Annotated in this window: 20 protein-coding genes; 14 read left to right on the top strand and 6 right to left on the bottom strand. The window is 61.3% G+C overall.

The window, feature by feature from the left end; genetic code table 11:
- Position 1: 1 nt before the first annotated feature.
- Positions 2–1,777 carry a KinB sensor domain-containing domain gene (locus tag Q8O69_RS16405; protein ID WP_305593301.1) on the bottom strand — a complete coding sequence of 592 codons (1,776 nt, stop codon included), beginning with the start codon at positions 1,775–1,777 and terminating at the stop codon, positions 2–4.
- Entirely contained in the window at positions 1,774–3,126 is a 1,353-nt protein-coding gene (gene algB / locus Q8O69_RS16400; protein ID WP_305593300.1) for a sigma-54-dependent response regulator transcription factor AlgB, read from the bottom strand. Before algB ends, Q8O69_RS16405 begins: the two co-directional genes overlap by 4 nt.
- A gap of 252 nt (positions 3,127–3,378) precedes the next feature.
- On the opposite strand from algB, the gene Q8O69_RS16395 reads away from it, so the two are divergent.
- The 7 genes from Q8O69_RS16395 to Q8O69_RS16365 all read left to right on the top strand — a co-directional run bounded on the left by Q8O69_RS16395 (position 3,379) and on the right by Q8O69_RS16365 (position 10,736).
- Complete coding sequence (locus Q8O69_RS16395) at positions 3,379–4,215, top strand: BON domain-containing protein (protein ID WP_305593299.1); 837 nt, start codon at positions 3,379–3,381, stop codon at positions 4,213–4,215.
- Between the two features lie 91 nt (positions 4,216–4,306).
- Positions 4,307–4,741, top strand: a complete 435-nt coding sequence (locus Q8O69_RS16390) for a PA2169 family four-helix-bundle protein (RefSeq protein WP_305593298.1) — start codon at positions 4,307–4,309, stop codon at positions 4,739–4,741.
- An 81-nt stretch (positions 4,742–4,822) separates the two neighbouring features.
- Positions 4,823–4,987: a DUF1328 domain-containing protein gene (locus tag Q8O69_RS16385; protein WP_090379030.1), complete on the top strand. Its 165-nt coding sequence runs from the start codon at positions 4,823–4,825 to the stop codon at positions 4,985–4,987.
- Positions 4,988–4,997: 10 nt separating this feature from the next.
- Positions 4,998–5,456: an inhibitor of vertebrate lysozyme family protein gene (locus Q8O69_RS16380; RefSeq protein WP_305593297.1), complete on the top strand. Its 459-nt coding sequence runs from the start codon at positions 4,998–5,000 to the stop codon at positions 5,454–5,456.
- A 346-nt stretch (positions 5,457–5,802) separates the two neighbouring features.
- A complete protein-coding gene (locus tag Q8O69_RS16375; RefSeq protein WP_305593296.1) occupies positions 5,803–7,827 on the top strand; it encodes a VIT and VWA domain-containing protein in 2,025 nt (674 codons plus the stop codon).
- Positions 7,828–9,204, top strand: coding sequence for an exosortase Q (gene xrtQ / locus Q8O69_RS16370; RefSeq protein ID WP_305593295.1), 1,377 nt, complete (start codon positions 7,828–7,830; stop codon positions 9,202–9,204).
- Between the two features lie 302 nt (positions 9,205–9,506).
- Positions 9,507–10,736, top strand: coding sequence for a nucleoside recognition domain-containing protein (locus tag Q8O69_RS16365; protein ID WP_305593294.1), 1,230 nt, complete (start codon positions 9,507–9,509; stop codon positions 10,734–10,736).
- 126 nt (positions 10,737–10,862) lie between these two features.
- On the opposite strand, the gene Q8O69_RS16360 is transcribed toward Q8O69_RS16365, so the two are convergent.
- Positions 10,863–11,876 carry a DUF5924 family protein gene (locus Q8O69_RS16360; RefSeq protein WP_305593293.1) on the bottom strand — a complete coding sequence of 338 codons (1,014 nt, stop codon included), beginning with the start codon at positions 11,874–11,876 and terminating at the stop codon, positions 10,863–10,865.
- A 13-nt stretch (positions 11,877–11,889) separates the two neighbouring features.
- Positions 11,890–12,237, bottom strand: coding sequence for a VOC family protein (locus Q8O69_RS16355; protein ID WP_305593292.1), 348 nt, complete (start codon positions 12,235–12,237; stop codon positions 11,890–11,892).
- Between the two features lie 205 nt (positions 12,238–12,442).
- On the opposite strand from Q8O69_RS16355, the gene Q8O69_RS16350 reads away from it, so the two are divergent.
- Positions 12,443–13,393 carry an SDR family oxidoreductase gene (locus Q8O69_RS16350; RefSeq protein ID WP_305593291.1) on the top strand — a complete coding sequence of 317 codons (951 nt, stop codon included), beginning with the start codon at positions 12,443–12,445 and terminating at the stop codon, positions 13,391–13,393.
- A gap of 78 nt (positions 13,394–13,471) precedes the next feature.
- Here the strand turns inward: Q8O69_RS16350 and Q8O69_RS16345 are convergent, their stop codons facing one another.
- Both Q8O69_RS16345 and Q8O69_RS16340 read right to left on the bottom strand, forming a co-directional pair.
- Complete coding sequence (locus Q8O69_RS16345) at positions 13,472–13,723, bottom strand: hypothetical protein (protein WP_305593290.1); 252 nt, start codon at positions 13,721–13,723, stop codon at positions 13,472–13,474.
- 27 nt (positions 13,724–13,750) lie between these two features.
- Entirely contained in the window at positions 13,751–14,776 is a 1,026-nt protein-coding gene (locus Q8O69_RS16340; protein WP_305593289.1) for an AraC family transcriptional regulator, read from the bottom strand.
- Between the two features lie 182 nt (positions 14,777–14,958).
- Between Q8O69_RS16340 and Q8O69_RS16335 the strand changes: the two genes are divergently transcribed.
- From Q8O69_RS16335 to Q8O69_RS16310, 6 genes are all read left to right on the top strand, one after another.
- Positions 14,959–15,930 carry a TAXI family TRAP transporter solute-binding subunit gene (locus Q8O69_RS16335; protein WP_305593288.1) on the top strand — a complete coding sequence of 324 codons (972 nt, stop codon included), beginning with the start codon at positions 14,959–14,961 and terminating at the stop codon, positions 15,928–15,930.
- Positions 15,931–16,040: 110 nt separating this feature from the next.
- Positions 16,041–18,599 carry a TRAP transporter permease gene (locus tag Q8O69_RS16330; RefSeq protein ID WP_305593287.1) on the top strand — a complete coding sequence of 853 codons (2,559 nt, stop codon included), beginning with the start codon at positions 16,041–16,043 and terminating at the stop codon, positions 18,597–18,599.
- A gap of 303 nt (positions 18,600–18,902) precedes the next feature.
- Positions 18,903–19,421 carry an Hcp family type VI secretion system effector gene (locus Q8O69_RS16325; RefSeq protein WP_108490538.1) on the top strand — a complete coding sequence of 173 codons (519 nt, stop codon included), beginning with the start codon at positions 18,903–18,905 and terminating at the stop codon, positions 19,419–19,421.
- Positions 19,422–19,754: 333 nt separating this feature from the next.
- Positions 19,755–21,794 (top strand): type VI secretion system tip protein TssI/VgrG, encoded by a 2,040-nt coding sequence (gene tssI, locus Q8O69_RS16320; protein WP_305593286.1) that lies wholly within the window; start codon positions 19,755–19,757, stop codon positions 21,792–21,794.
- A complete protein-coding gene (locus tag Q8O69_RS16315) occupies positions 21,791–22,639 on the top strand; it encodes a DUF4123 domain-containing protein (protein WP_305593285.1) in 849 nt (282 codons plus the stop codon). The genes tssI and Q8O69_RS16315 overlap by 4 nt, the downstream gene beginning before the upstream one ends.
- A gap of 14 nt (positions 22,640–22,653) precedes the next feature.
- Complete coding sequence (locus tag Q8O69_RS16310) at positions 22,654–26,085, top strand: T6SS effector BTH_I2691 family protein (protein ID WP_305593284.1); 3,432 nt, start codon at positions 22,654–22,656, stop codon at positions 26,083–26,085.

The raw sequence follows: 26,085 nt of genomic DNA, 5'->3' as shown, positions 1-26,085 counted from the left end.
GTTAAACCGGTAGTGCCACATAGAACTGCGCACCTTGCCCTGCGCGTGAGTGCACACCGATCTGCCCGCCATGCAGCTGGACGATCTCCTTGCACAGCGCCAGGCCCAGGCCGGCACCGCCCTTTTTGCGGCTGACCTGGACGAAGGGCTCGAAGATCCGCGTCTGCTGGCGATAGGGGATGCCCTCGCCGTTGTCTTCCACACTGAGTACCACCCGATCATCCTGCTGCCGCGCCTGCAGGCGGATATGCCCGCCGGGGTGGCTGTGGCGCAGAGCGTTGCCGATCAGGTTGTCGAGTACCCGTTCGATCTGCAGCGGGTCGATCTGCACGTCCGGCAGTTCGCCGTGCACCTCGCAGGCCAGGCTGACCTGCAGCTCGGCGGCCTGGGCGCCGAAGCGCTGCTGGGTTTGCAGCAGCAGCGGTTCTAGAGCGCAGGCAGACAATTCCAGGGTTTGCAGGCCGTTCTGGTAGCGCGAGAAGTTCAGCAGATCGTTGATCAGTCGCAGCAGGCGCTGCATTTCCTCATCCACGGTGTTCAGCAGGTCGGCCTCGCGGGATTCGGCGGCGAACTGCAGGCGCTCCTGCAGCAGGGCAAACGCCATCAGCATGCCGGTCACCGGGGTGCGCAGCTCGTGCGAGGCGCGTAGCACGAACTCACTGCGCACCCGTTCAAAGGCGCGTTGTTCGGTGACATCGCGCAGCACCATCACCGCACACATCAGGCGGCCTTCATTGTGGCTGACCCCGGACAGGCTGTAGGCCAGCAGCCGGGTTTCACCGTCGATTTGCACCGGTAGGTCGTCCAGCGCTTCGTCCAGGCTTTCGCCCTGCAGCACCCGGTGCAGTTGCTCGGCCAGATCGGCGCGGTTCAGCGCCACGTCGAGGGTCTGCCCGAGCTGCTCGTCGCCCCAGTTCAACTGGCGCAGGGCCACCGGGTTGATGTGCTCGATCCGCCCGGCGCAGTCGAAGATCAGCAGGCCGTCATCGATGCTGTCGAGTACCGCTTGCAAGCGTTGCTGTTCGGCTTGCAGGGCTTCGACATCGCTGTTCTTGAACTCGCGCAGGGCTTCGGCCATCAGCCCGAAACGCTGGCTCAGGGCGGACATTTCCGCCACCGGGGTCAGCGGCAGGGTGACCTGAAAGTCGCCCTGGCCGATTTGGTCAGCGGCCCGCGCCAGGGCCTCAATCGGCCGGCCGAAGCGCTGGGCGATGCTATGCGCGGTAACAAAGCCGATCACCAGCACCGCAAGGCCGATCATCCCGAGCAGGCCGGCGATCAGCCAGGCACGCTCGCGGGCGCGTGCTTCTTCCTGCTCCACGGCTTTGACGTAGCGCGTTTGCACCGCGTTGATGCGATCACGCAGGGCTTCGATGGCGCGGCCGAAGCTGTCATTGCGCAGCAGCTCGCGGCGCACGGTCAGAGGTTTGGCCAGCAGGTCATCGAAGTTGGCGTAGGCACGCTCAATTTCACCAACCGCCTGGCGGTCGCTGTCATTGGTGGCGCTCTCGCTGGCGCGTTGCAGCCAGACCTTGAACTGCTGATCGGAGGCCTGCAGGGCCTCGCGGTCGAGTTCTTCGGCGAGCAGCAGAATCACCTGCTTGCCCAGCTCCTGGCGCAGGCCCAGGCTGGCGTCGATGATCTGCAGATTTCGGGTCATCGCCTGGCTCTGCACCTGAGTCAGCTGCAGCACGCTGAACATCCCCAGCAACAGCCCGACCAGGGCCACGGTGAGCAACGCGCTGCTGCTGATAAACAGCCGGCTGCGCAGGTTCACAGGCTGAGCTGCTTGCGATTGCGGTACAGGGTCGAGGCGTCGATGCCGAGGGTTTTCGCCGCCTGGTCGAGGCTTTCGCTGTTGGCCATCACGGCGCTGATATGGGCTTTTTCCAGGGCCTCCAGGCTTAACTGGTCACCGATCTGCGGTGCGCACTGGCTGCTCGAAGCGTTCAGCCCGAGGTGGCTGACCTGCACCAGCGCTTCCGTGCAGATGATGCTGGCGCGCTCGATCACGTTGCGCAGCTCGCGGATATTGCCCGGCCAGGCATAAGTCAGCAGCGCCTCGCGCGCCTCCTCGCTGAAGTTGCGCGCTGGGCGTGCGTACTCGACGACAAAGCGCGCGAGAAAGCGCTCGGCCAGGTCGAGGATGTCCTCGCGGCGCTCACGCAGCGGCGGCAGGGTCAGGGTGATGACGTTGAGGCGATACAGCAGGTCTTCGCGAAAGCGCCCCTGTTGCACCATCTCATCGAGATTGAGGTTGGTTGCCGCGAGAATCCGCACATCGGCCTGACGGGTCACCGGGTCGCCGATGCGCTCGTACTCCTTGTCCTGAATAAAGCGCAGCAGTTTCGGCTGCAGGGCCAGCGGGAAATCGCCAATTTCGTCGAGGAACAGGCTGCCGCCATCGGCCTGGTTGACCCGCCCCAGGGTGCTCTCGCTGGCGCCGGTAAAGGCGCCACGGTTATGCCCGAACAGCTCGCTCTCCATCAGCTCGGCGCTGAGCGAGGGACAGTTGATGGTGATGCAGGACTTTTTCGCGCGCTTGCTCCAGCGGTGAATGGCCTGCGCCAGCTCGCCCTTGCCGGTGCCGGACTCGCCGAGAATCAGAATATTGGCGTCGGTGTCGGCCACCTGTTTGGCCGTCTGCAGCACCGCCATCAGCGCCGGGCTCTGCGAGTCGAGGCCGTCGCCGGGCTTGCGTACATAGCCTTCCAGACGCTCCAGGCGTTCGATCAGCTGGCGTGCTTCCAGCTGCTTGGCGGCGGCCAGGCGCAGCTGCTCGGGGCTGCACGGCTTGACCAGATAATCCGCCGCGCCGGCCTGGATGGCATCCACGGCGGTGTCCACTGCCGAGTGCGCGGTGACTATCACTACGCGCATCCAGGGCGCCTGCAAGCGCATTTGCGCCAGCACGTCCAGGCCGTCATCCGCGCCCAGGCGCAGGTCGAGAAAGCACAGATCGAAGACCTGGCGCAGCAACAGGGCATCGGCCTGGGCCGCGCTGCTCGCGGTGCTCACCTGATAGCCCTGGTCTTCCAGGCAATAGCGGAAGGTGCGCAGGATGGCCGTCTCGTCATCCACCAGCAGAATGCGCCCCAGGCTGTGTTCCTCTGTGCTTGCGTGCATAGCCATCTCCTTCTTATCCCGCACCCAGTCATTGCGTGCACAGGGTTAGTCCGCGCGGCGTCGTGCAAGTTGCACGGCCGTTCGCCGGCGATCATGCAAGGTGCACGCATGGCATGGCTGGCTAGTGTTTATAAGTAATTGATATTTAACGGTTTATTTTGTTTAAAGAAGCTGGCATGGGGCTTGCGATCTATCAGTAACGGCGGCGACAAACGGCTGCCAGCTTGATCGTTATCCATTGGAGGAACTGCCATGCATCAACTGAAAACTCTGGCCCTGGCCACTGCGACCGCCGGCCTTATTGGCCTGGCTCCTTTCGCTGCCTATGCTGCCGAGGGCGATACCAGCCGTGAGCTGAGCGAGGCGCGCCAGGAAGGCTCGATCTGGACCGCGTTTGCCCTGAACCGCCACCTCAACCCCTTCACCATCGATGTGGATGTGGAGAACGGCAGCGCCAAGCTGACCGGCAAGGTGGAAACCGATGTCGAACGTGACCTGGCCGAGCAGATCGCCCTGGGTATCGACGGGGTGAAAAAGGTCGACAACCAGCTGACCCTCGACCCGGCCTTCGAAGCCAAGGCCAGCACTGAGCCGAGCCTGTCGCAGCGTTTTGACGACGCCACCCTGGCCGCCACGGTGAAATCCAAGCTGCTGTGGAACAGCAACACCGAAGGTCTGGACATCAAGGTCGCAGCGGCTAACGGCATGATCAGCCTGACCGGTAGCGCGCAGAGCGCCGAAGCCAAGGACTTGGCCGGTCGCCTGGCGGCCAACACCGATGGCGTGCGTGAGGTGAACAACCTGCTCAGCGTCAGCGCCACCGATAGCACAGCGGCCAAGGCGCAGAACGCTGCCGATGACACCGCTGTGGCAATCAGCGATGCCTGGATCACCAGCAAGGTGAAATCCAGCTTTATCTACAGCCGCAACCTCGACGGCCTGAATATTTCGGTCGACACCCAGAAGGGCATGGTCAGCCTCAGCGGCAGCGTGCTGAGCAACGCCGAGAAGCAATTGGCGATTGAGACTGCACGCAACATCCGTGGCGTGCGCGGCGTTGATGCCGATGCTCTGCGCGTCGCCAGCTGATCCATCCGGGCAGCGGCCATGGCGGCCGCTACCTGTTGTCTGAGGCTGCCCCGTCATCCGGGCAGCCGCTACAACTCACAGGAGAATCACCATGAGTACTACCACCGAGCAACTCAACGAACTGATCGAAATCACCCGTGACGGCCAGCGCTTTTATCAGCACGCCCACGATGAAGTGAAGGACGTGCGCCTGCAGGTGCTGTTCCGCGATATGTCGCAGAGCAAGAGCGAGCTGATCCGCGCGCTGTCGGTAAAAGTTGCTGCCAACCAGGAAGTCCCGGCCAGCGGCGGCACCTTTGTCGGCAAGCTGCGTCAGGTTTACGCCGATACCAAGGCGACCCTGGTCAGCGACACCGAAGCCACCTACGTGGCGCAGCTGGAAGAAGCCGAAGATCGCATCCTGCATGCCTTCGAGGATGCCCTGGAAAGCGCGGAGCCGGACGTGCAAGCCCTACTGACTGCAGAAATGCCGAAAGTACGCGCCAACCATGACCGCATGCGCACCCTGAAACAGTCCATGCAGTGAGTCCGTTCCGGTGTGGTGTGTGCCGCCACACCGGGTCTTCACGCGCTGCGGCGCACACCTGAGTAAACAAGGAGTATCGCCATGCTGAGTTGGGCCATTACCTTTCTGATTATCGCCATCATCGCTGCAGTCTTGGGCTTCGGTGGTATCGCCGGCACCGCCACGGGTATCGCGAAGATTCTCTTCGTGGTGTTCCTGGTGATGTTTATTGTGTCCTTCATCATGGGCCGCCGCCCACGTGGATAGAGGAGCCGCCATGACCATCAAGACGCTGCTTGCCGCCCTCTTGCTGGGCGGCAGTGCGGCGGCTTTGGCCGCGGACACCGATGGCCAATTCCGCCTCAATGAATTGCTCGCCAGCGACCCTGCTTATCAACAAAGCTGGCAGAAGCTGGTGGAAGACGAAAGCCGTCTGCCGGACTGGGTGATGAACCTCAACGGCATCGCCAGCCCTATGCAGGGCCTGGATGACGACGGTGACAAGTACCTGGTCGGCCAGCTGTGTGAAGAGCACAACTGCTTTAACCAGCGCCTCTATGTAGCCTTCAGCTGGGACAAGGAGGACGCCTACGCCCTCTATGTGCAGCTGCCCGACGGCCTGCCGACGGACAAGGCCCCCAGCCAGCACGCCACCCTACGCTGGCTCGGCGACCCGGATAAAGCCACTCAGCAGTTGCTGCAAGAGCAGCTGAGAAGCGATCCGAACTGGTACTAAGACTCTCTTTCCGATCTGCTGCGCGTCGGCCCTGCTGCGTTAAAAACAGGCTGGTGCGCCAGCCCGGTCGGAAGCCGCTTGCGGCTAACGCGCTCTAGCGCGGCCCGAAGGGCGAGTGGAGCGAGTAATGCTCATGTACAACACGTGAACTGCGCTTCCTCGCCTGTTTTTGCCTTGTCTCGGCTGTCTCGTCTACGTTTCTCAACGGCCTGCTAAGCGGCGCAGCTCCGTTATGGCGATCTATGGATGCAAGAATCCACACAATCGCCATAGTGGCTGCAAACTCCCACCACAAAGCGACCTCAGCATGGCTCCCGTGTGTGCATAACTTACGGGGAGCTTCGCCATGTTTCATTGTTTATCCATTCCTAAGGTCAGCGTCGGTCGCTGGCTTGTTCTGCTGATCGTCTTGGTTCTGTCGCAGCCCGCGCTGGCCAGCGAGCAATCCGCCGCCGAGCACAGCGAAAGTCCTTATTTCGCGGTACAGAGTGACGATCCCGCAGTGGATCGCTTACCACTCAAGGCCACCAAAGTCGAGGTGCGGGTATTGGGGGTGATCGCCGATGTGCGGGTCGTTCAGCAATACCGCAACGAGGGCACGCGGGCGCTTGAAGCGCGTTATGTTTTTCCCGGCTCGACTCGCGCGGCGGTGTACGGCATGACCGTACGCCTGGGCGATCGCGAGCTGCGCGCGCAGATCCGCGAGAAGCAGAAGGCGCAGAAGGAGTATCAAGAGGCCAAGAGCGCTGGCAAGATCGCGGCCCTGCTCGAACAGCACCGCGAGAATGTATTCCAGATGAATGTCGCCAATATCCTGCCCGGCGATGTGGTCGATGTGGAGCTGCGTTATACCGAGCTGCTGCTGCCCACCGATGGCGTATACAGTTTCGTCTTTCCCACCGTGGTCGGGCCGCACTACAACGGCAGTGCCGGCAGCGAGAGTCACAAGGCCGGGCCTTGGGTCAGCACGCCTTATCTGCCCGAAGGCGAAGCGACGCGTGATGTTTTTTCGCTCTCGGTCGAGTTGCAATCGCCGGTGCCGCTGTCCGATATCCGCTCGCCGAGCCACAGGATCAAGGTGCTGCAGGCCAGGCCGAGCGAGGCTACCGTCAGCCTGGGCGCCGACGCGGGGCAGAGCAACAACCGCGATTTCGTCCTCGACTATCGCTTGAGCAGCGCCAGTTTCGAGAGCGGTGTGCTGCTGTCCACGGGCGCCGAGGAGAACTTCTTTCTGGCGCTGATCGCACCGCCTGCGAAGGTGCAAAGCAAGATGCTGGTGCCGCGCGAATATATCTTCGTGGTGGATATTTCCGGCTCCATGCATGGCTTCCCGCTGGATACCACCAAGCGCCTGCTGAAGAATCTGCTCGGGCGTTTGCGCCCGGTCGACAGCTTCAATGTGCTGTTGTTCTCTGGCAGTAGCAGCATGCTCGCCGACAAGTCCCAGGCGGCCACCTCGGCGAATATCGCGACTGCGCTGGATATGCTCGATACCCAGATGGGCTCGGGCGGCACCGAGTTGCTGCCGGCGTTGCGCAAGGCTCTGGCGGTGCCGAGCGATCCCGAGCGGGCGCGCAGCTTTGTGGTGGTCACCGATGGTTTTGTGTCGGTGGAACGCGAGGCCTTCGAGCTGGTGCGCAACAATCTAGACAAGGCCAATATGTTCGCCTTCGGTATTGGTAGCTCGGTCAATCGTCAGCTGATCGAGGGCCTCGCGCGGGCCGGGCAAGGCGAGCCCTTCGTAGTCCTCAATGAGGCGGCGGCGGACGAGCAGGCCGAGCGCTTTCGGCAGATGATCGATTCGCCTGTGCTGGCCAACCCCCAGGTGCGCTTCGCTGGCTTGGAGGTTTATGACGTCGAACCCGTGGCCTTGCCGGATCTGTTCGCCCAACGGCCGCTGGTGGTGTTCGGCAAATGGCGCGGCGAGGCGCGCGGCAGCCTGCAGGTGGAAGGGCGCGGCGCTGCCGGGCCGTATCGAGTTGAAGTGCCGATCAGGCCCGAGATAGCCAGCGCGAGCAATCAGGCGCTGGGCTATTTATGGGCACGGCATAAGGTCGCCAGCCTTACCGATCAGGAAACCCTCGAAGGCGACTACGCCCATAGCCAGGCGATTCTCGACCTGGGTCTGAAATACAACCTGTTGACGGCCTACACCTCGTTTATCGCCGTGGACGAACAGGTGCGCAACCCCGATCCGGCCGCTGCCGCCAGCGTCAAACAGCCTTTGCCGCTGCCTCAGGGCGTGAGCAACCAGGCAATAGGTGCGCTGGTGTCGAGTACGCCTGAACCGAGCGCCTGGCTGATGTTGCTGGTCGCGGCCCTGGGCATGGGCTGGCTGGCGCGCCAGCATGCCCGCCAGGAGCAGGTGTAAATGATGCGCGAGCTCCCCGTGGCTTGGTCGCGTGCGCCGGCGTGGCTGTGGTTGCTGCTGCCGACCCTGGCGCTATGGCCGGTGTGGCAGTGGAGCGTGCGGCGCATGAGCGATGGCTCCGACGATCCGTTCGGCATAGTCGCGCTGCTTGCGTTAGTGCTGATGCTCTGGCGCGAGCGCCGTCAGTTGTTGGACGCTCCGCGGCTGCCCTGGCTGCTGCTGACATTGCTGCTCTGTGCTGCGACCGGGTTGGCGCCAGGCTTGCCGCCGCTATTGCGCGCGGTGCTGGCGGTGCTGACGCTATTCGTCGCGGTGTTGGCCCTGCGCGCGCCGGGTCAGGCGCTGCTGGCCTGGCTGGGGTTGGGCTTGTTGGCGCTGCCGATCATGTCGTCCTTGCAGTTCTTTATCGGTTATCCGCTGCGGGTGCTGACCGCCGAGGTCAGCGCCTGGTTGCTGCGCGCCGGCGGGCTCGAGGTACAACGCCAAGGCAGCACCCTGGAGGTGGCCGGACAGCTCATCATGGTCGATGCGCCCTGTTCGGGCATTCAGATGGCCTGGGTCGCCTACTTCACCGCGTTCGCCACCGCCGCCTGGCTACGCATGGGTGATCGCCAGTTACTGCGCCGTTTGCCGCTGCTCGGGGTGCTGATACTGGCCGGCAATATTCTGCGCAATAGCCTGCTGATTCTGCAGGAAACCGGGCGTTTGGATTGGCCGAGCTGGATGCACGAAGGCACCGGCTTGTTGGTGTTCGTCTGCGTTTGTGCGCTGGTGCTGCGCTATATGATGGCGAATGGCATGGCCCACGAAGTCACGCTTGCGCCACAGGCGACTGAGCTGCCGGGCCACCGGCCGTCGCTGCAGCCGGCGTTGCAAGTGGTGTTGCTCACGGCGTTCGTGGCCGTGGCGCTATGGCCGCTGTTGGCAGCGCCTGCGGCTGTTGAGCCAAGGTACGGCAGCTTTGTCGAGTGGCCGGCGCAATACGCTGGTGAGCCATTGCAACCGTTGGCCTTGTCAGCGGTGGAGCAGCGTTTCGCCGCGCAGTTTCCCGGCGCTATCGCCCGTTTTAGCACGGGCGCGCGGGCGGTCACGCTGCGCCATGTGACTCGCCCCACGCGTAAGTTGCATCCGGCTGCGGATTGCTACCGCGGTTTGGGTTATCGCATTCAGGCCATCCATCTGGAGCAACGCAGTGATGGCGCCGGCTTGCAGCGCTGTTTTGTCGCCAGTGGTCGTGGCGTCGATCTGCGTGTATGCGAGTACATCGAGGACGCCGCCGGGCAGAGTTTTAGCGATAACTCAGCTTGGTACTGGTCGGCGCTTAGTGGGGGTTCGGTGGGGCCATGGCGCGCTGTGAGTACGGCTGAGCGGTTGTGAAAGCGCCCGCTGCGGCGGAAAAAGCTTCGTCATCTCCGCCCTCCGATTGCTAGTGGTTGTATGGCCCGCTGCTCAAGCGCGCCATACCGGTTAACCCCCACCCCAGCCTCTCTTAACAGGCCGTTGAAAAACGTTGGCGAGGCAGCCAGCGCAAGGCAAAAACAGGCGAAAAAGCGGAGTTTACGAGTTGTAAATGAGCATTTTGAGGCTGTTTTTAACGCCGCGATGGCAACGCAGGTAGTTTTTCAACAGCCTGCTAAGCCGCGCTATCATCCCGCCCACTGATCTGGGGGAGAGACGGCATGCTCAATTGGCTGTGGCTGGGGTTTTTCGTGGTGGCGGCGCTGGCCGGCCTGTCGCGCTGGTTGCTCGGTGATGACCCGGCGGTATTCGCCGCCATGGTCGAAAGCCTGTTTGCCATGGCCAAGCTGTCGGTTGAGGTTATGGTGCTGCTGTTCGGCACCTTAACCCTCTGGCTCGGCCTGCTGCGCATCGCCGAAAAAGCCGGCCTGGTCGATGCCCTGGCGCGCATGCTCGGCCCGCTGTTTGCGCGGCTGATGCCGGAAGTGCCGCGCGGCCATCCGGCCCTCGGCCTGATCACCATGAACTTCGCCGCCAATGGCCTGGGCCTGGATAACGCCGCCACGCCGATTGGCCTGAAAGCCATGCGCGCGCTGCAAACCCTCAACCCCAGCAGCACCACGGCGAGTAATGCGCAAATCCTGTTTCTGGTGCTTAACGCCTCGTCGCTGACCCTGCTGCCGGTGACCATTTTTATGTACCGCGCCCAGCAGGGGGCACCCGACCCGACCCTGGTGTTTCTGCCGATCCTGCTGGCCACCAGTGCTTCGACCCTGGTCGGCCTGCTGTCGGTGGCGCTGATGCAGCGCCTGCGTCTGTGGGACCCGGTGGTGCTGGCGTACCTGATCCCCGGCGCGCTGCTGCTGGGCAGCTTTATGGCCGTGCTGGCGACCATGTCCGCCACGGCGCTGGCAGCGCTGTCGTCGCTGGCCGGCAACCTCACCCTGTTCGGCATCATCATGCTGTTTCTGCTGCTCGGCGCGCTGAAGAAGGTGGCGGTGTACGAGGAGTTTGTCGAAGGCGCCAAAGAAGGCTTCGACGTGGCCAAGAGCCTGCTGCCCTACCTGGTGGCGATGCTCTGTGCGATTGGCGTGCTGCGCGCGTCGGGTGCCTTGGAATTCGGCCTTGATGGCATTCGCTGGCTGGTCGAGGTGGTTGGCTGGGATACGCGCTTTGTCGAAGCGCTGCCCACCGCGCTGGTCAAACCCTTCTCCGGCAGCGCGGCGCGCGCCATGCTGATCGAAACCATGCAGACCCAGGGCGTCGACAGCTTCGCTGCGCTGGTGGCGGCGACCATCCAGGGCAGCACGGAAACCACCTTCTATGTGCTGGCGGTGTACTTCGGCGCGGTCGGCATCCAGCGCGTACGCCATGCCGTGGGCTGTGCGCTGCTGGCCGAATTTGCTGGCGTGGTGGCGGCTATCTTCGTTTGCTACTGGTTCTTTGGCTAAGCGTTTAGCTCCCCTCTCCCACGTGTGGGAGAGGGGCTGGGGGAGAGGGTGAGTAAACACCAAGCCCTCTCCCTAACCCTCTCCCGTAAACGGGAGAGGGAATAAAAGGCACCCACCGCTAAGCCGCTACTCCACCACCTTAAAGCGCAGCACACCGATCATCTGCCCGGCTTCGGTCAGCACCTGCACCTGCCAGCGGCCTACGGCGTCGGCGGGGAAGTTCTGTTTGTGGGTCCAGGCGCGGTAGCCTTCCTTGCGCCCGCCGTGGATATCCAGGGCGATGCGCTCGACTTCACCGCCATCGCGGCGCCAGACGTGATAAATCCGTTCGTTCAGGCCGCGCGGCGCATTGATCGCGGTGTAGGCGAACAGGCCCTGGCTGCGCAGTTGCGCCACGCTCAGCTGCTTGATGCTTTCGCCCGGCGCGCGCTTCAGGTTGTCGAATTCGCTGGTCACCGCCACCTCGGTCAGCCACAGGGTTGCCGGCGGCACCCAGGCGCGCGCCAGCCAGCCGCCCGCGCCGATGGCCAGGGTCATGCCCACCAACAGCAGGCCGCGCCACCAGCGTTGCACGGTGATGATCGCGAACAGCGAAGGGAACGACAGCAGCACCGCTGCCGCCAAGGCCAGTTGATAACTCTGCGGTGTGGTCAGCTTGAAGATGATCGGCAGCGCCGTGAGCAGCACGGCGAACAGCGCCAGGGTGTGATAAGCGAGAAACAGCCAGCGCTTGGGCGCCAGCCAGCGGTAGTACAGCGGGTCGATAATCGAAATCAGCGCCGCGCTGGCCAGCAGACCGCTGAACAGCAGCTGGCCACTGTTCCAGGTGGTGGTGATAAAGAAGAACGGCAGAACGAAGAACAGGCTCTCCTGGTGGATCATCTGCGTCGCGTAGCGCAGCAGCGGCGGCGGCAACTCGAAGCCGAACCACTGGGCGATACGCTCGCGCAGGATGTTTTCCAGAATCAGCCACAACCAGCTGACCAGCATCACCAGCGCCAAAATCTGCGCCAGTTCGGCATGCCGCTCGACCAGCAGAAAGCTCGCCAAGCCCGAGGCAAAGCCAAAGATCGCGACCAGCCCGGGGTTGCGCTGAATCAGCGCCACCAGCTTGAAGATCAGTTGTTTCCACGCAGGCATAAATTGAACTCGATTATTCCGACCAGACAGCCAGGCGATTACCGCTTGGGTCGCTGAATTCAAAGCGCCGCCCACCGGGGAAGCTGAAGATTGCCTGAGTGATCTGCCCGCCCGCAGCGGCCACCTGGGCACACACGCCCTCCAGATCCGTGGCGTAAATCACTACCAGCGGCCCGGCACCCGCTGCGCTGTCGGTGGTAAAGCCGCCTGTCATGCGCCCGTCGGTAAAGCTGCTGTAGTGCGGGCCGTAGTCGGTAAAGCGCCAGCCGAAAACCTGTGCATAGAACTGCTTAAGCGTCGGCAGGTCGACGGCGGCGAACTCGATGTAGTCGATACGCAGGTTCTGTTCGGCTTGGCTCATGGCGGCATACCTGGGCGAATGGCGGGGCGCAGAGCATAGCGTGCCCAGCCGGCCAGGGCACACGCATCTGTCGCCTTTGGCCACGCTGTTTGGCCAGCCTTGCCACTGCCGCCGCGCAACCCACTGGATAGCCTGCAATGGGGTATCACAGTCGTTAGAAACGCAGCCTTCGCGCCCTCGGGCCGCGCTGCGTATGGAGAGGGTAATGCGCGTTTTGATCACAGGTGCAGCCGGCTATATCGGCCAGCAGCTGCTTAACCAACTGGCTATTCAGCACCCGCAGTGGCTGCTGATTGCCGCCGATATTCGCCCGCAGAACCGCGCGGGAATGAAGCTGAATATCGAGCCGGTGCTGCTCGATATCAGCCAGCCGGCCGCCGTGGAAGACTGCGTGGCCACCTGGCAGCCGCAAGCAATCGTCCACCTGGCCTCAGTGGTCACCCCGCCGCCCGGGATGAGCGAAGCCCAGCTGCATGCCATTGATGTCGGCGGCACCCAGGCGCTGATCCAGGCGGCTGCAGCCCATGGCGTCGAACAGTTGATCGTCACCAGCTCCGGCGCCGCCTACGGCTATGACCCGCAGAATGCCGAATGGCTGGATGAAGACCAACCGCTGCGCGGCCATGCGCAGTTCGCCTACGCCAAGCACAAACGTGAAGTCGAGTTGCTGCTGGCCGAAGCGCGGGTGCAGCATCCGCAACTCAAACAGCTGGTGCTGCGCCCCGGCACGATTCTCGGCAAACAGGTGAACAACCAGATCACCGAGCTATTCAAGAAACCCGCGGTGCTGGGCATTCGCGGCAGCGACAGCCGCTTCGTATTTATCTGGGACCAGGATGTGGTCGACATCATCTGCCGCGGCCTGCGTCAGCAGAGCGCCGGCATCTTCAACCTGGCCGGCGATGGCGCGCTATCGCTCAAGGAAATCGCCGAGCTGCTGGGCAAACCCTACCGCGCCCTGCCAGCCTGGCTAATCCGCGCCGCATTGCGCGTACTCAAACCCCTCGGCCTCAGCCCCTACGGCCCGGAGCAGGTGGATTTTCTGCGCTATCGCCCGGTGCTGAGCAATCGCCGGCTGAAACAGGACTTCGGCTTTAGCCCGCGCTATAGCTCGCGCGAGGCGTTTCTGGCGTTTTTACGGGCGCAGGGGATTTAGCGATTACGGCTAACAGGCAAGCAAAAGCACGGTTTTGCGAGTTTTGCGAGCAAGTGGTGTTGAAACATTACCAATGTCCTATTCGCCCACTTCGGGGTTATAAACCACGAAGTGTGGGCTGCTCCTGAACTCCGGCATTCGGTCTGAAAGATGTTCATGCCCCCAGGTCTTTCCTTTTGCCTCCATGCCTTCGGCTGCATGGAGTAGAAACGAGGCAATCTGCCGAAGCTCGGCGGGCCCCGCCACAAGGGTGATTTCTGCAAGCTCTGCCGGAACAACCTCTTCCGATGGCAGGCCTTCATCTTTGTATCCGTACAGTTTGAAAGGCACGATTCCCCCGACTTTTCTAAATAACCGTTATTTCGCTTTCTGCCGCGCCCGATACTCACCCGGCGTTAACCCAGTCCATTGACGAAACGCGCGAAAGAACACGCTAGGTTCCGAGTAGCCCAGCAGCAGGGCGATTTCTGCGGCGGGTAAGTCGCCGCTGCTCAGGTGTTGTTCGGCTAGTTGCTGGCGGGTGTCATTCAGCAGTTGCTGGTAGTTGCAGCCTTCGTCGGCCAGGCGTCGCTGCAGGGTGCGTTCGCTCAGGTGCAGATGGCGCGCCAGTTCGCTGCGGTCCGGCTCACCGCGCGCCAGTTGTTCACCGAGTAAGGCCACTACGCGGGCGCTTAGCCCTTCGCTGGGCAAACGGGCGAGCAGGGCTTCGGCGTGCTGGCGCAGCAGGTTTTGCAGCGGCGGATTGGCCTGGATCAGCGGCGCGCTGGCCAGGCTGCGCGGCAGCACGATGCCGTAATCACTGGCGGCAAACTGCAATGGGCAGGCGAAGGTGTCGCGGTAGCTGTCCAGCGTCGGCGGCTCTGGGTGAACAAACTGCGCGCGCAACAGCTGCCAGTTATCCAGCAACGGATGCAGCATCTGTACCCAGCAGGCCATCAGCGCCAGTACGCGGGTGCGGGTGGCCGGCAGTTCGGGGTGCAATGGGCGATACAGCAGTTGCAGTTCATCGCCCTGTTCACGCAATTGCACCTCGCCGCCTTCGCCGACCAGGCGCTGATAGCGCAGCCCGGCAGCCAGCGCGTCGCCCAGGGTCGGGCTACTCTGCAGCAGGTAACCAAGCACGCTGAACGGGCCGGGGGCGAGGTTGCAGCCCAGGGCCAGGCCGGGTTCGGCATGCTCGATGCGGCTAAGCTGTTGCCACAGCTGTTCCTGAGTGGCGAAGGGCACACGCGCATCGGGGTCGCTGAGCTGGTTGTCATGCAGCTCGCAGGCGCTCATCAGTTGGGCGCGATCAACGCCCAGGCGACTGGCGGCATGCAGCACCGCGAGGGTGATGCTGGCGCTGACCGAGGTGTGTTGCGAGTCGAGTGTGTGCTTGGACATGGCCTGATTCTGCCCAAAGCTGTGGCTTGGCGGTAGCGTTAAGACGTCTAGCTAAACACTTGGTTACTGCTGCGGCCGGTATTACTCCGTGCAACCTGTGGCTGAGCGGTTAGACTCTTGTCCTTCCGGGCGCACTCAAAAGGTGCGACCGGCTCAACAATAAACAGAAAAGGAGACCTCCCATGAAAGGTAAATCCCTGGCATGGGCCCTGTCGGCTGCACTCGCAGGTATTACCCTGAGCAGCGCCGTACAGGCCGAAGAGAAATTCGTCACCATCGGCACCGGTGGTCAAACCGGCGTTTATTACGTTGCCGGTCAATCGATCTGCCGTTTCCTCAATCGCGGTGCGGCTGAGCACGGTATCAAGTGCAACGCCCCAGCCAGCGGTGGCGGCGTGGCCAACGTCAACGGCATCCGCAGTGGCGAGTTCAACTTCGGCATCATGCAGTCGGACCACCAGTTCAAGGCCCTGAAGGGCGTCGCGCCATTCGAGAAAGAAGGCGCCATGGAGGACATCCGTGCGGTGTTCTCGCTGCAGAGTGAGGTGTTTACCATCCTCGCCCGCCGTGATGCCAAGATCGCCAGCTTCGATGACCTCAAAGGCAAGCGCGTAAACATCGGCAACCCAGGTTCCGGTCAGCGCGACACCCTGGAAGAGATCATGCAGGTCAAAGGCTGGGATCGCTCTGCGTTCTCCTTGGCCGCTGAGCTGAAGCCGGCTGAACAGGCTTCTGCCCTGGGCGACAACAACATCGACGCGATGACCTACTTCGTCGGCCATCCGAATGGCGCCATCCAGGAAGCCACCACCACCACCGACGCGGTGCTGGTGCCGGTAACTGGTGCTGAAATCGACAAGCTGCTGGCCGAGAAGAGCTACTACACCAAAGCCGATATCCCTGGTGGCGTGTACAAAGGCAACGATTCGCCAACCCCGTCGATTGGCGGCAAAGCGGTGCTTTCCACCTCGGCCAAGGCCAGCCCGGAAGTGGTCTACCAGCTGGTTAAATCGGTCTTCGACAACATTGATCGCTTCAAGCGTCTGCACCCTGCATTTGCCGACCTGAAAGAAGAAGACATGATCAAAGTTGGCCTCAGTGCAGAGCTGCATGAAGGCGCAGTGCGTTATTACAAAGAGCGCGGCTGGCTGTAAGCGGCCCACGCTGCCCGCCCAAACGGGCTAGTGTCTCTAGATAAGCAAACCCGCAGCTGCAAGGCTGCGGGTTTTGCCGTTTTCCGTATTCTCGAATGCAGGTTCAACCCATGCATGACAAGCAACTGTCCACCGAAGAACTGATCGCCCAGGATGTCGGTGCGCGCACCCCGCTGGGGGCCATGGCCCAGGTGATCACCGGCCTGGCTCTGCTCTGGTCGCTGTTTCAACTGTGGATCGCCTCGCCGCTGCCGTTCGTGTTCGGCATTGGCGTGTTCAATGACACCGAAACCCGCTCTATCCACCTGGCGTTTGCCCTGTTGCTGGCGTTTCTCGCCTACCCCGCCTTTCGCAAGTCGCCGCGTGACCGCATACCGCTGCTGGATATCGCCCTGGGCCTGGTCGCTGCCGCCAGCGCCGCCTACCTGTTTATTTTCTACCAGCAGCTGGCCTTGCGCCCCGGTAGCCTGACCACTGCGGATATGCTCACCGCATGCATCGGCATCCCGTTGCTGCTGGAAGCCACCCGCCGCGTACTTGGCCCGCCACTGGCGATCATCGCTCTGCTGTTCCTCGTTTACAGCCTGGCCGGGCCCTATATGCCGGGGATGCTGGCGCACCGTGGGGTCAGCTTCAATGCCATGGCCAACCACCAGTGGATCACCACCGAAGGGGTGTTCGGCATCGCCCTCGGCGTATCCACCAGCTTCGTGTTTCTCTTCGTGCTGTTTGGCGCCTTGCTCGAACGCGCTGGCGCAGGGCATTACTTTATTCAGCTGGCTTTCAGCATGCTCGGCCACTTCCGTGGTGGCCCAGCCAAGGCGGCCGTGGTTGCGTCCGGCTTGACCGGGCTGATTTCCGGCTCGTCGATTGCCAACGTGGTGACCACCGGCACCTTCACCATTCCGATGATGAAGCGCACCGGCTTCTCGGCCGAGAAGGCCGGCGCGGTGGAAGTGGCGTCGTCGGTGAATGGTCAGATCATGCCGCCGGTGATGGGGGCGGCGGCCTTTCTGATGGTCGAATACATCGGCATGCCCTATGTCGAGATCATCAAGCACGCCTTCCTGCCTGCCGCGATTTCCTATATCGCACTGCTGTATATCGTCCATCTGGAATCGCTCAAGCTCGGCCTGCAGCCGGTGCCCGGGCATCAGCCCAAACCCTGGCTGCGCCGCCTGACCGGTTTCGCCTTCGGTGCGGCGCTGATCAGCGGGCTGTCGCTGGCGGTGTATTACGGCCTCGGCTGGCTTAAGCCGGCGCTGGGTGAATACGCCCTGCCGGGTATCGGCGCGCTGCTGGCGCTGGTCTACCTGGGCCTGCTGAAAATCGCTGCCAGCGTGCCGGTATTGCCTGCCGAAGACCCGGACGCGCCGCTCGACAAGCTGCCGCAAACCCGCGCCGTCTTGCTCTCTGGCTTGCACTTTCTGCTGCCGGTGGTGGTGCTGGTCTGGTGCCTGATGATCGAGCGCCTGTCTCCCGGCCTGTCGGCCTTCTGGGGCAGCGTCATGCTGGTAATCATCCTGCTCACTCAGCGTCCGCTGCTGAGCTGGCTGCGCACCGATGGCACGCACGCCCACGGCTCGTTTATGGATGGCCTGATCGACCTGCGCGAGGGCCTGATTGCTGGCGCGCGCAATATGATCGGTATCGGTATTGCCACGGCGGCCGCCGGGATCATCGTCGGCGCGGTGTCGCAAACCGGGGTTGGCCTGGTGCTGGCCGATCTGGTCGAGCTGCTGTCGATGGGCAACCTGCTGCTGATGCTGGTGCTCACGGCGATCTTCAGCCTGGTGCTGGGCATGGGCCTGCCGACCACCGCCAACTACATCGTGGTATCCAGCCTGCTGGTGCCGGTGATCGTCACCCTCGGCCAGCAGAACGGCCTGATCGTGCCGCTGATCGCCGTGCACCTGTTCGTTTTCTACTTCGGCATCATGGCCGACGTGACGCCGCCGGTGGGCCTGGCCTCGTTCGCCGCTGCAGCGGTGTCCAAGGGCGATCCGATCAAGACCGGCATTCAGGCCTTCTACTACAGCCTGCGCACGGCGGTGTTGCCGTTCCTGTTTATCTTCAACACTGACCTGCTGCTGATCGACGTGGACTTCTGGCACGGCGTGCTGATTTTCATCGTGGCGACCATCGCCATGCTGATCTTCGCGGCCGGCACCCAGGGCTACTTCCTGGTACGCAGCCGCTGGTACGAAGGCGTGCTGCTGTTGCTGGTGGCCTTCACCCTGTTCCGTCCGGGCTTCTGGATGGACATCGTGCACGACCCTTACCGCGACATCCCGCCAGCGCAACTGGCCCAGGCCCTGGGTGATGTGGCCGACGGCAGCCAACTGCGCCTGCGCATCAAGGGTGAGAATGCGGTGGGCGATGCCCGTGAATTCAGCCTGCTGCTGCCCGTGCCGGATGGTGCCAGCGGCGAAGAACGCCTGGAGAAACTCGGCCTGCTGACCTACGAAGAGGGCGGCAAGGTGCTGGTCGACAGCGTCACCTTCGGCAGCCCGGCGGCCGAAGCCGGTCTGGAGTTTGACCAGCAAATCATCAGCGTTCGCGCGCCAACGGATCGTTGGACCAAGGAGCTGATGTGGATTCCGGGCTTCCTGCTGTTCGCCCTGGTGGTCTGGCTGCAGCGGCGTCGGCGGGCTAACGGCACGGCGTGAGCCGAACCTGTGGCGCCAGCCTGCTGCGCAGTTTATTGCGCAGCAGGCTGTTGATAAGTCTGTGGGTATCCATCTACAGGCCTTGCTGATACTGACGTGCAGCCTGCTGCGCAGAAAATTGCGCAGCCTTGCGCAACAACTTGCTCAGCTTTCAGTGATCCAGTGCGCATTGTCTTGAGCTATATAAATTTATTTTCAGTAAGGCACTGATTTATAAGGGTTTTATTTAATTGGCATGCTTGTCGCTATAGGGGGAGTTCCCGGATCACTGCAGATCCATGACCCAAGGCAAGGAAAGCACTCATGCCAACACCCGCGTATCTGTCCCTCGAAGGCACCAAACAAGGCCTGATCACCGCTGGCACCTTCACCGAAGATTCCGTCGGTAACATCTTCCAGGAAGGTCACGAAGACCAAATCCTGGTTCAAGCCTTTAACCACCAGGTCATCATCCCGCGTGATCCGCAGTCCGGTCAGCCGACTGGTCAGCGCGTGCACAAGCCGCTGATGATCACCAAAGTCTTCGACAAATCCTCGCCGCTGATCTTCAACTCCCTGACCTCCGGTGAGCGTCTGTCCAAGTGCCGTCTGGAGTGGTACCGCACTTCCTCTACCGGTACTCAAGAGCACTACTTCACCATCGAGCTGGAAGATGCCGTGATCGTTGACGTGCAGTCGCGTATGCCGAACTGCCAGGACCCGAACATGTCGCACTTCACTCACCTGGAAGACGTGTACTTCACCTACCGCAAAATCGTCTGGACCCACGAAGTCTCCGGTACTTCTGGCTCCGACGACTGGCGTACCCCGATCTCCGCCTAAGAACCTATTTACGATCTCGCGAGCTAGAGATAAACGGGGGCGAAAGCGGCCAAGGAAGCGGAGTTTACGATTTGTAAATGAGCATTCCGAGGCCGCTTTCAACGCCGTTTAGCCGACGCGCAGCAGATCGTATGCAGGTTCTAAGCATTGGCTGAGTTCACGCAATACCGCTTCGGCCAGGCTTGTCCTGGCCGCTGCGTTTCTAGTGAGACCTGCGTCGCCAAACGCTGACAGGCATCGCGCAAAATCGCGAACAGGCACGGCCTCCATGCCAAGCCTGGTTTAGAAATGCGCAGTGGTTTGATTCATGGAACGAAACGAGAGGAACAACGAATGTTCGCCGCCGCCAACCAGACGCATTTCAGCCTGACGATCGAAGGTGTAAGCCACGACCTGCAGGTGCTCGAATTCACCGGTCGCGAGGCGATCAGTCAGCCCTTCGAGTTCGAACTGGAACTGGTCAGCGAACGTCCTGACCTGGATTTGGAAAGCCTGCTGCATCAGGCCGCCTTTCTCGCGTTCGATCAGGCCGGCCACGGCATTCACGGGCAGATCTACCGCGTCGCCCAGGGCGAATCCGGCAAGCGCCTGACCCGCTACCACGTGACCTTGCGCCCGCAACTGGCGTACCTGGCACACCGCAGCAACCAACGCATCTTCCAGCACCTGACGGTGGAGAAGATCATCAGCCAAGTGCTGCAAGAGCACGGCATTCAGGCCAACGCCTACCAATTCCAACTCGGCTCGATTTACCCCGAGCGTGAGTACTGCGTGCAGTACGACGAATCCGATCTGCACTTCGTCCAGCGCCTGTGCGAGGAAGAGGGTATTCACTACCACTTCCAGCACAGCGAACAAGGCCATGTAGTGGTCTTCGGCGACGACCAGACGCCGTTTCCCAAACTTGCGCCAACCGCCTATCAACAAGACAGCGGCCTGGTCGCCGACAAACCAGTAATCAAGCGCTTCGGCGTGCGCGTGGAAACCCGTTCAAGCCGGGTGACCCGCCGCGACTACGACTTCGAAAAACCCAAGCTGCTGATGGAGGCGGACGCCAAGAGCGCGTTCAAACCAGACCTTGAGGATTACGACTACCCCGGCCGTTTTGTCGACCGCGAGCGCGGCAAACACCTTAGCCAGCGCATTCTTGAACGCCATCGACACGACTTCGAACTGGCGCAAGGCGACGGCGATCAGCCGCTGCTGGTCAGCGGCCACTTCCTGGCCCTGACCGAGCACCCGCGCGCCAGCTGGAACGACCTCTGGCTGCTCACCGAAATCCACCACGAGGGCAAACAGCCGCAGGTGTTGGAAGAGTCGGTGACCAGTCACACCGAAGTCAGCGACGGTTTCCAGCAGGGCTACCGCAACCGCTTTACCGCCACGCCCTGGACCGTGTTGTATCGCCCGCCGCTCAACCACCCGAAACCGCGCATCCTCGGCAGCCAAAGCGCCGTGGTCACCGGGCCTGCGGGTGAAGAGATTCACTGCGACGAGTACGGCCGGATCAAGGTGCAGTTCTTCTGGGACCGCGAAGGTCAAGCCGACGACAAAACCAGTTGTTGGCTGCGCGTAAGTTCAAGCTGGGCCGGCGACCGCTACGGCGGCATCGCCATCCCGCGCGTGGGCATGGAGGTGCTGATCACCTTCCTCGAAGGCGACCCCGATCAACCGCTGGTCACCGGCTGCCTGTACCACGCCGAACACGTGGTGCCCTACGCCTTGCCGGCGAACAAGACCCGCAGCCTGTTCAAGACCCTGAGCAGCCCCGGCGGTGGCGGCTATAACGAGCTGCGTATCGAAGACAAAAAGGGCGCTGAACAGATCTACATCCACGCCGAGCGCGACTGGGATGAAAACATCGAGCACGACCAGAAAATCCGCATCGGCAACGAGCGCCACGACAGCGTCGAAGCCAATAGCTACAGCGAATTCAAAGCCGAAGAACACCGCACCACCCATGCCGACCGCAAAAGCGAAATCAAAGCTAACGACCACCTCACCGTCGGCAACAACCAGCACATCAAAATCGGCACAGGCCAGTTCATCAACGCCGGGCAGGAAATCCACCTCTCCAGCGGCCAGAAAGTCGTGCTCGAAGCCGGCAGCGAACTCACCCTCAAAGCCGCCGGTAGCTTTATCAAGCTGGATGCCGGTGGCATCACCATGGTCGGCCCGATCATCAAATTCAACTCCGGCGGCGCGCCGGGGAGTGGGTCGGGGGCGGCGCCGGTATTGCCGGGCAAGGTTAAAGAGGCGGATGCGGATAAGGCGGGCGAGCTGTTGATTCAGGCGCAGCGGCAAGCGTTGCTGAGAGCCACACCACGCTGTGAAATCTGCGAGCAGACCAAACAGGCGGAGTCCAAAGCATGAGCAAGGACTTTCTGCTCATTGATGGCGTACTCCGTCAGGACGCTCTGCAATGGCTTTATGTCACCGGAGAGTCGATTGAAGTAATTCCCATCTACAACGCCAGCCGCTGGGATGCAGTTAAGGAGCTAGGTCCTATCCTCGTGGGGCTCGACGTGCACTCATCCTTGTTGCATGAGTTGCAGCACAGCCCGGTGCTTCAGCGGCAAGCTAGCCACATACAAAGCTCTGCTTCATTGAACGATGTAGCTGATCACCTTAGCCAGTTCATCACGGTCACCGACAGCGCTGGTAGCTACAGCCTTTTCCGCTTTGCCGATCCATTGGTGGCTTCATATTGGTTAAGCAGTTACCCGTCATCGGCCTATCAAAGCCTGCTTGGCCCGATCAGTGAGTGGCTTGTACCGCTGTCGCCGCCTAGCTGGGCCGCTACCGCGACCACGCAATGGCATTCCTACCGTCCGCAGCCGAACAGCCCTGTACTGGAAAGCAAGCTTAATCATCTTGCAGACGAACAGGTTCAGGCGCTGGAGCAAGCATATCGGCGGAGCTTCAAAGAGCGTCTTTATGACTGGGTAAGCCGAGATTACCCACAGACTTTGTCGGGCCTGGGCGAGCAGGAGTGTGGCCATTGGTTGGAGCAACGCCTGCAGGATGCCGAGGCCTGGGGCCTGGTCAACGAGCGAAGCATTGCCATTTGGATCGAGCGCTGCGCGTGTTGGGGTAACGATTTCGTCACGCGCGCTGATAGTCCTTACCTTGCGTGGTTAGCCAAGACACCAGATGCCCAAACATTGCCTCCAGAGCTGCGCATTCAAGCGCTGGATGAAGACTGCCTTGCCGGCTAAAGGAACGGATCTCCATGAGCACGACAACTTCCGATAAAACCCTGCAACAAGCCAAGCGTAATCAGGCTTTCGAGAACAAGCCCGCCAGTGCAAGCGGGCAGTGCCCTCTTAAAGCAGGTGAGATCGCGATCTACCCCGTTCGTTATGCGATAGATGAGTCACCTGCACGCGGTAGCGCCCAGGGGCCCAACCCATTAGCTAAAGGCTGGTCCAGTACGCATTTACCGTCACTCAAAACGCGCAGTTATACCCTGCGTCAGCTCCGCGATGGCTGGCTCTATGTGTGGGATGAAACCGACCGCACCCTTCATGAGTATCAGGTGCAGGGGCACCAGTTTATTCGCCATCAGTGGGGCAGTGCGCAGCTAGGCAAAGACGAGCGCAGCAATCCGGGTGCCGCTAAACCCTATCTGCTTTATCCACGGCGTAACCGCCTGCTTATTGCCTACGCGCCAGTGCAGTGGACGTGGCGACTATGCGAAAAAATGCGCAGCAACCCGCAGGAGCAAAAACGCTGGATGCGCGCGCTGGACTTGTCGCAGTACTGCAACACCATGCAGGCCGCTCACGCTGCGCCAATTCGTGAGCTCGGCAGTGCCGTTGCCGATATCCTCGCCGGAGGACAAGCGCCGACTTTCAACAGCTGCTTGGTGGCCGCGAGCGCAACAGACGCGTCTCGCCCCTGCAAGCAACCCATTGACCAGGCTTTGGTGCTAGGCAGTGTGCCTGATCAAGACAGCGCCCTCTTTGTCGCCTTGGACGATCCACTGGCGGTTGTTGATGATCTGGCGATGAACCTGCAGGGGCGCTGGTTGGAGCTTGCTGCAGCCGAAACGCAACACGGCAACAAAACCAGTAGCGCCACTTTGGTACAGAAGCTCTGCGGCGTTGAACTGGCGCCCTATATACCCAAGGCGGTTGCTGCCAGTCCCACCCGTAAGCAGGCATTTATCAAAGATGCCCACAACCTGCTCGATAAAGAAGCGCAGCTACGCCATCACAATGGCAGTGACGCAACTCTGACGCTGAAATCCTTGAATGTTCAGCAAGCTCAGAAGCAGTTCCGCACGACGTGGGGCACGCTACCTTCAGGGCCAAAGTGGCAATTACTGGTTGAAGAGTGGCACCAGAAAAAAATCTGGCGTGAAGATGTTCGCTTCGATGAGGCCTGGTCCTACCTGCAGGAGCGCTCCGATGAAATAGAGCGTCTGAATGGCCATATTCAGCGCAGCGAAACTGATCTGCTCGCGTGGTTGGAAAGTCTCAGTCCTAAAGCCGAGGAGGTCTCTTACGACCCCTGTCACCCGCAGCAAACCACCGAATTGCTCGCCACCATGGCCAACCTCTACGAGCAATTAGGCGCAAGCGATACGGGTAAGCGCTGGCTCTGTAAACAGTACGGCCGCCCAACCACGCTAGCCGGCCTGGCACTGTTCAACTTCAATCCAGAGCTTTCAGCATTGATTGACAAGGTCTCTGCCAACTTCAGCACATACGGCACTATCGATGACCAAGGCCGACAGGGTGATGGCAGCGGCCAGGCCCATGGCGGGCTCTCTGATACCACCAGCGAGGCCACTCGAACCAATGAAGTTAAGTCCGTACTTGATCTACCCAGCGTGCAGAGCAGCCAACTGTATAAAAGCCTTTCCGAACCTGCCAAGCGAGCCTTTGAAACGCTGCGCAATGTAGTCGGGCAAAAAGCCAAGAACAGCTGGAATCTGATCGCCTTTACGCTGCTGCCTGCCCTAAGCACAGAGTTCGCCCCCAAGGTGCGAATTTTTGCCTACAGCGTCACCCAGGTTTTGGTTTCAACGGAAATATCGACCCAGACACAGTTGGTTATTGATGCCGACTTCGCCAAGAAAAACCGCAAATGGCAAATGCAGTTCGCCCAGCTAGAGAAGCAGATCAAAGGCTTGCAGCGCACCCTTGCACTCCCTGGCAAAGGCCCCGACAAGCGCTCGGCACGTATTCAGTTGGGGGGGCTGGAACAACAGCGGGAAACCCTCAACCTGCAGAGGCCCAACGAGGTAGTTGGAGCCATTGTTAGCGAAACCCGCATTACCACGGTGCAATCCCGCCAGGTAAATATGTGGCTGGCCACGCTGGGGCAATCGGAGTTGCTCGACCAGCTGCAACTCAAGGTAAAAAACGCGGCAGGGCATGCCGCCCGCAGCCGCCAATGGGTCAATCAGGAGCTTGGGGGCAGCCTGCCGGTACTGGTTGCTGGGCTGAATATCTGGAACTTCCTCAACACTCTGGGCAAGGCCAACAACGACGGCATTCTTAGCGCCGATGAGCTGCGCACGGTGAGTGCCAACGCGGCCTATACGGCCAACGCCTTGATGGCGCTGTGGGTGGTGCCGGCTTGGAACAAGTGGGCGGGCATCAAGGCCGTCGTGAACGAAAAAACCGTTCAGCTTGCTCAGGTCGGAGTAAAGGCTTGGGGCATAAACTCTCAATATGGCCGTTTGGCTCGCAGCCTCGCTTTGCGCACGGCAGGCATGGCGGCATTCGGTGCCATTGCTGCCGGCGTCGAGGCCTGGCAGGTGTCCAAGGATGTTGATAAGGCTACCAGCGCAACCGAACAAGTTGCTCTGAATGTCAAAATGTACACTCTGATGGGTATGACAACACTGGCAGGTGCGCAGTTAATTGGTAGCAGTCTTGGTTTCTGGTTTGGCTTTGCCTGGGTTATGTCTAATCCGGTCACCATCATTATCGCCCTGCTTGGTGTGATCTACCTGATATCCAGCATGATCGCCAACCAGTACAAGCGCGAGGGTTTACGCCTTTGGCTGTATCGCTGCAGTTGGGGTAAAGCCCCCACCTGGAGCCACAGCGACGAGGACCACAAGGACGAACTGCGAACCCTGCGCGAGATTTGTCTGCGTCCCAACTTGGTAGCCAAAGCGACCAGTCTGCCTTACTACGATCGCGGCCCCCGTACGTACACAGGCTTCTGGTTACAGCTCTTGCTGCCGTCTGAGCTGGCCGGTACAAGCGTCAAACTGCAGCCGGCCATGGTCGACAGTGGCTGGTTCTCCGACAGCCTTATGCAAGGTATGTCAGATAAATTTTACAACCAGCTTCTTGAGGGCCACTGGGCACCCGTGGAGCAGTTCGGCCAGCCGCCTGCGCAACGCCCCAGTGGCGCGCTACCTGGGGACTGCACCTATAAAAAGGAGGCGCAGCACCGCGTCTGGCAAACCTGGGTGGCCTATCAACGCCGCCCCATGCTGGAGCTAGAGGTGCGCTACCCGGAGCAGGTGCTAGCAAGCGCCAATGGCCGCGGCTATATGTTCCGCCTCGCTGTGGATTCGTCTGCGGATGAGGCCGATCTGAAAAGTGACGCCTTCAGCAAGGAACCGAATGCGGATATGGTGCTCTCTTCCCAGGGTACTCAGTTGCTTACCCTTAGCATTCCGAATGCGAGTCAATAA

The organism is Pseudomonas sp., from assembly GCF_030690725.1.
Taxonomy (GTDB): Bacteria; Pseudomonadota; Gammaproteobacteria; order Pseudomonadales; family Pseudomonadaceae; genus Aquipseudomonas.
The sequence above is the reverse complement of the archived record's forward strand: the minus strand, read 5'-3'. Positions and strand labels throughout refer to the sequence as shown.

Excerpts from the sequence above, each read along its gene's own strand:
- algB (WP_305593300.1), bottom strand. The coding sequence starts at position 3,126 with ATGCACGCAAGCACAGAGGAACACAGCCTGGGGCGCATTCTGCTGGTG.
- Q8O69_RS16395 (WP_305593299.1), top strand. The coding sequence starts at position 3,379 with ATGCATCAACTGAAAACTCTGGCCCTGGCCACTGCGACCGCCGGCCTT.
- Q8O69_RS16390 (WP_305593298.1), top strand. The coding sequence starts at position 4,307 with ATGAGTACTACCACCGAGCAACTCAACGAACTGATCGAAATCACCCGT.
- Q8O69_RS16385 (WP_090379030.1), top strand. The coding sequence starts at position 4,823 with ATGCTGAGTTGGGCCATTACCTTTCTGATTATCGCCATCATCGCTGCA.
- Q8O69_RS16380 (WP_305593297.1), top strand. The coding sequence starts at position 4,998 with ATGACCATCAAGACGCTGCTTGCCGCCCTCTTGCTGGGCGGCAGTGCG.
- Q8O69_RS16375 (WP_305593296.1), top strand. The coding sequence starts at position 5,803 with ATGTTTCATTGTTTATCCATTCCTAAGGTCAGCGTCGGTCGCTGGCTT.
- xrtQ (WP_305593295.1), top strand. The coding sequence starts at position 7,828 with ATGATGCGCGAGCTCCCCGTGGCTTGGTCGCGTGCGCCGGCGTGGCTG.
- Q8O69_RS16365 (WP_305593294.1), top strand. The coding sequence starts at position 9,507 with ATGCTCAATTGGCTGTGGCTGGGGTTTTTCGTGGTGGCGGCGCTGGCC.
- Q8O69_RS16360 (WP_305593293.1), bottom strand. The coding sequence starts at position 11,876 with ATGCCTGCGTGGAAACAACTGATCTTCAAGCTGGTGGCGCTGATTCAG.
- Q8O69_RS16355 (WP_305593292.1), bottom strand. The coding sequence starts at position 12,237 with ATGAGCCAAGCCGAACAGAACCTGCGTATCGACTACATCGAGTTCGCC.
- Q8O69_RS16350 (WP_305593291.1), top strand. The coding sequence starts at position 12,443 with ATGCGCGTTTTGATCACAGGTGCAGCCGGCTATATCGGCCAGCAGCTG.
- Q8O69_RS16340 (WP_305593289.1), bottom strand. The coding sequence starts at position 14,776 with ATGTCCAAGCACACACTCGACTCGCAACACACCTCGGTCAGCGCCAGC.
- Q8O69_RS16335 (WP_305593288.1), top strand. The coding sequence starts at position 14,959 with ATGAAAGGTAAATCCCTGGCATGGGCCCTGTCGGCTGCACTCGCAGGT.
- Q8O69_RS16330 (WP_305593287.1), top strand. The coding sequence starts at position 16,041 with ATGCATGACAAGCAACTGTCCACCGAAGAACTGATCGCCCAGGATGTC.
- Q8O69_RS16325 (WP_108490538.1), top strand. The coding sequence starts at position 18,903 with ATGCCAACACCCGCGTATCTGTCCCTCGAAGGCACCAAACAAGGCCTG.
- tssI (WP_305593286.1), top strand. The coding sequence starts at position 19,755 with ATGTTCGCCGCCGCCAACCAGACGCATTTCAGCCTGACGATCGAAGGT.
- Q8O69_RS16315 (WP_305593285.1), top strand. The coding sequence starts at position 21,791 with ATGAGCAAGGACTTTCTGCTCATTGATGGCGTACTCCGTCAGGACGCT.
- Q8O69_RS16310 (WP_305593284.1), top strand. The coding sequence starts at position 22,654 with ATGAGCACGACAACTTCCGATAAAACCCTGCAACAAGCCAAGCGTAAT.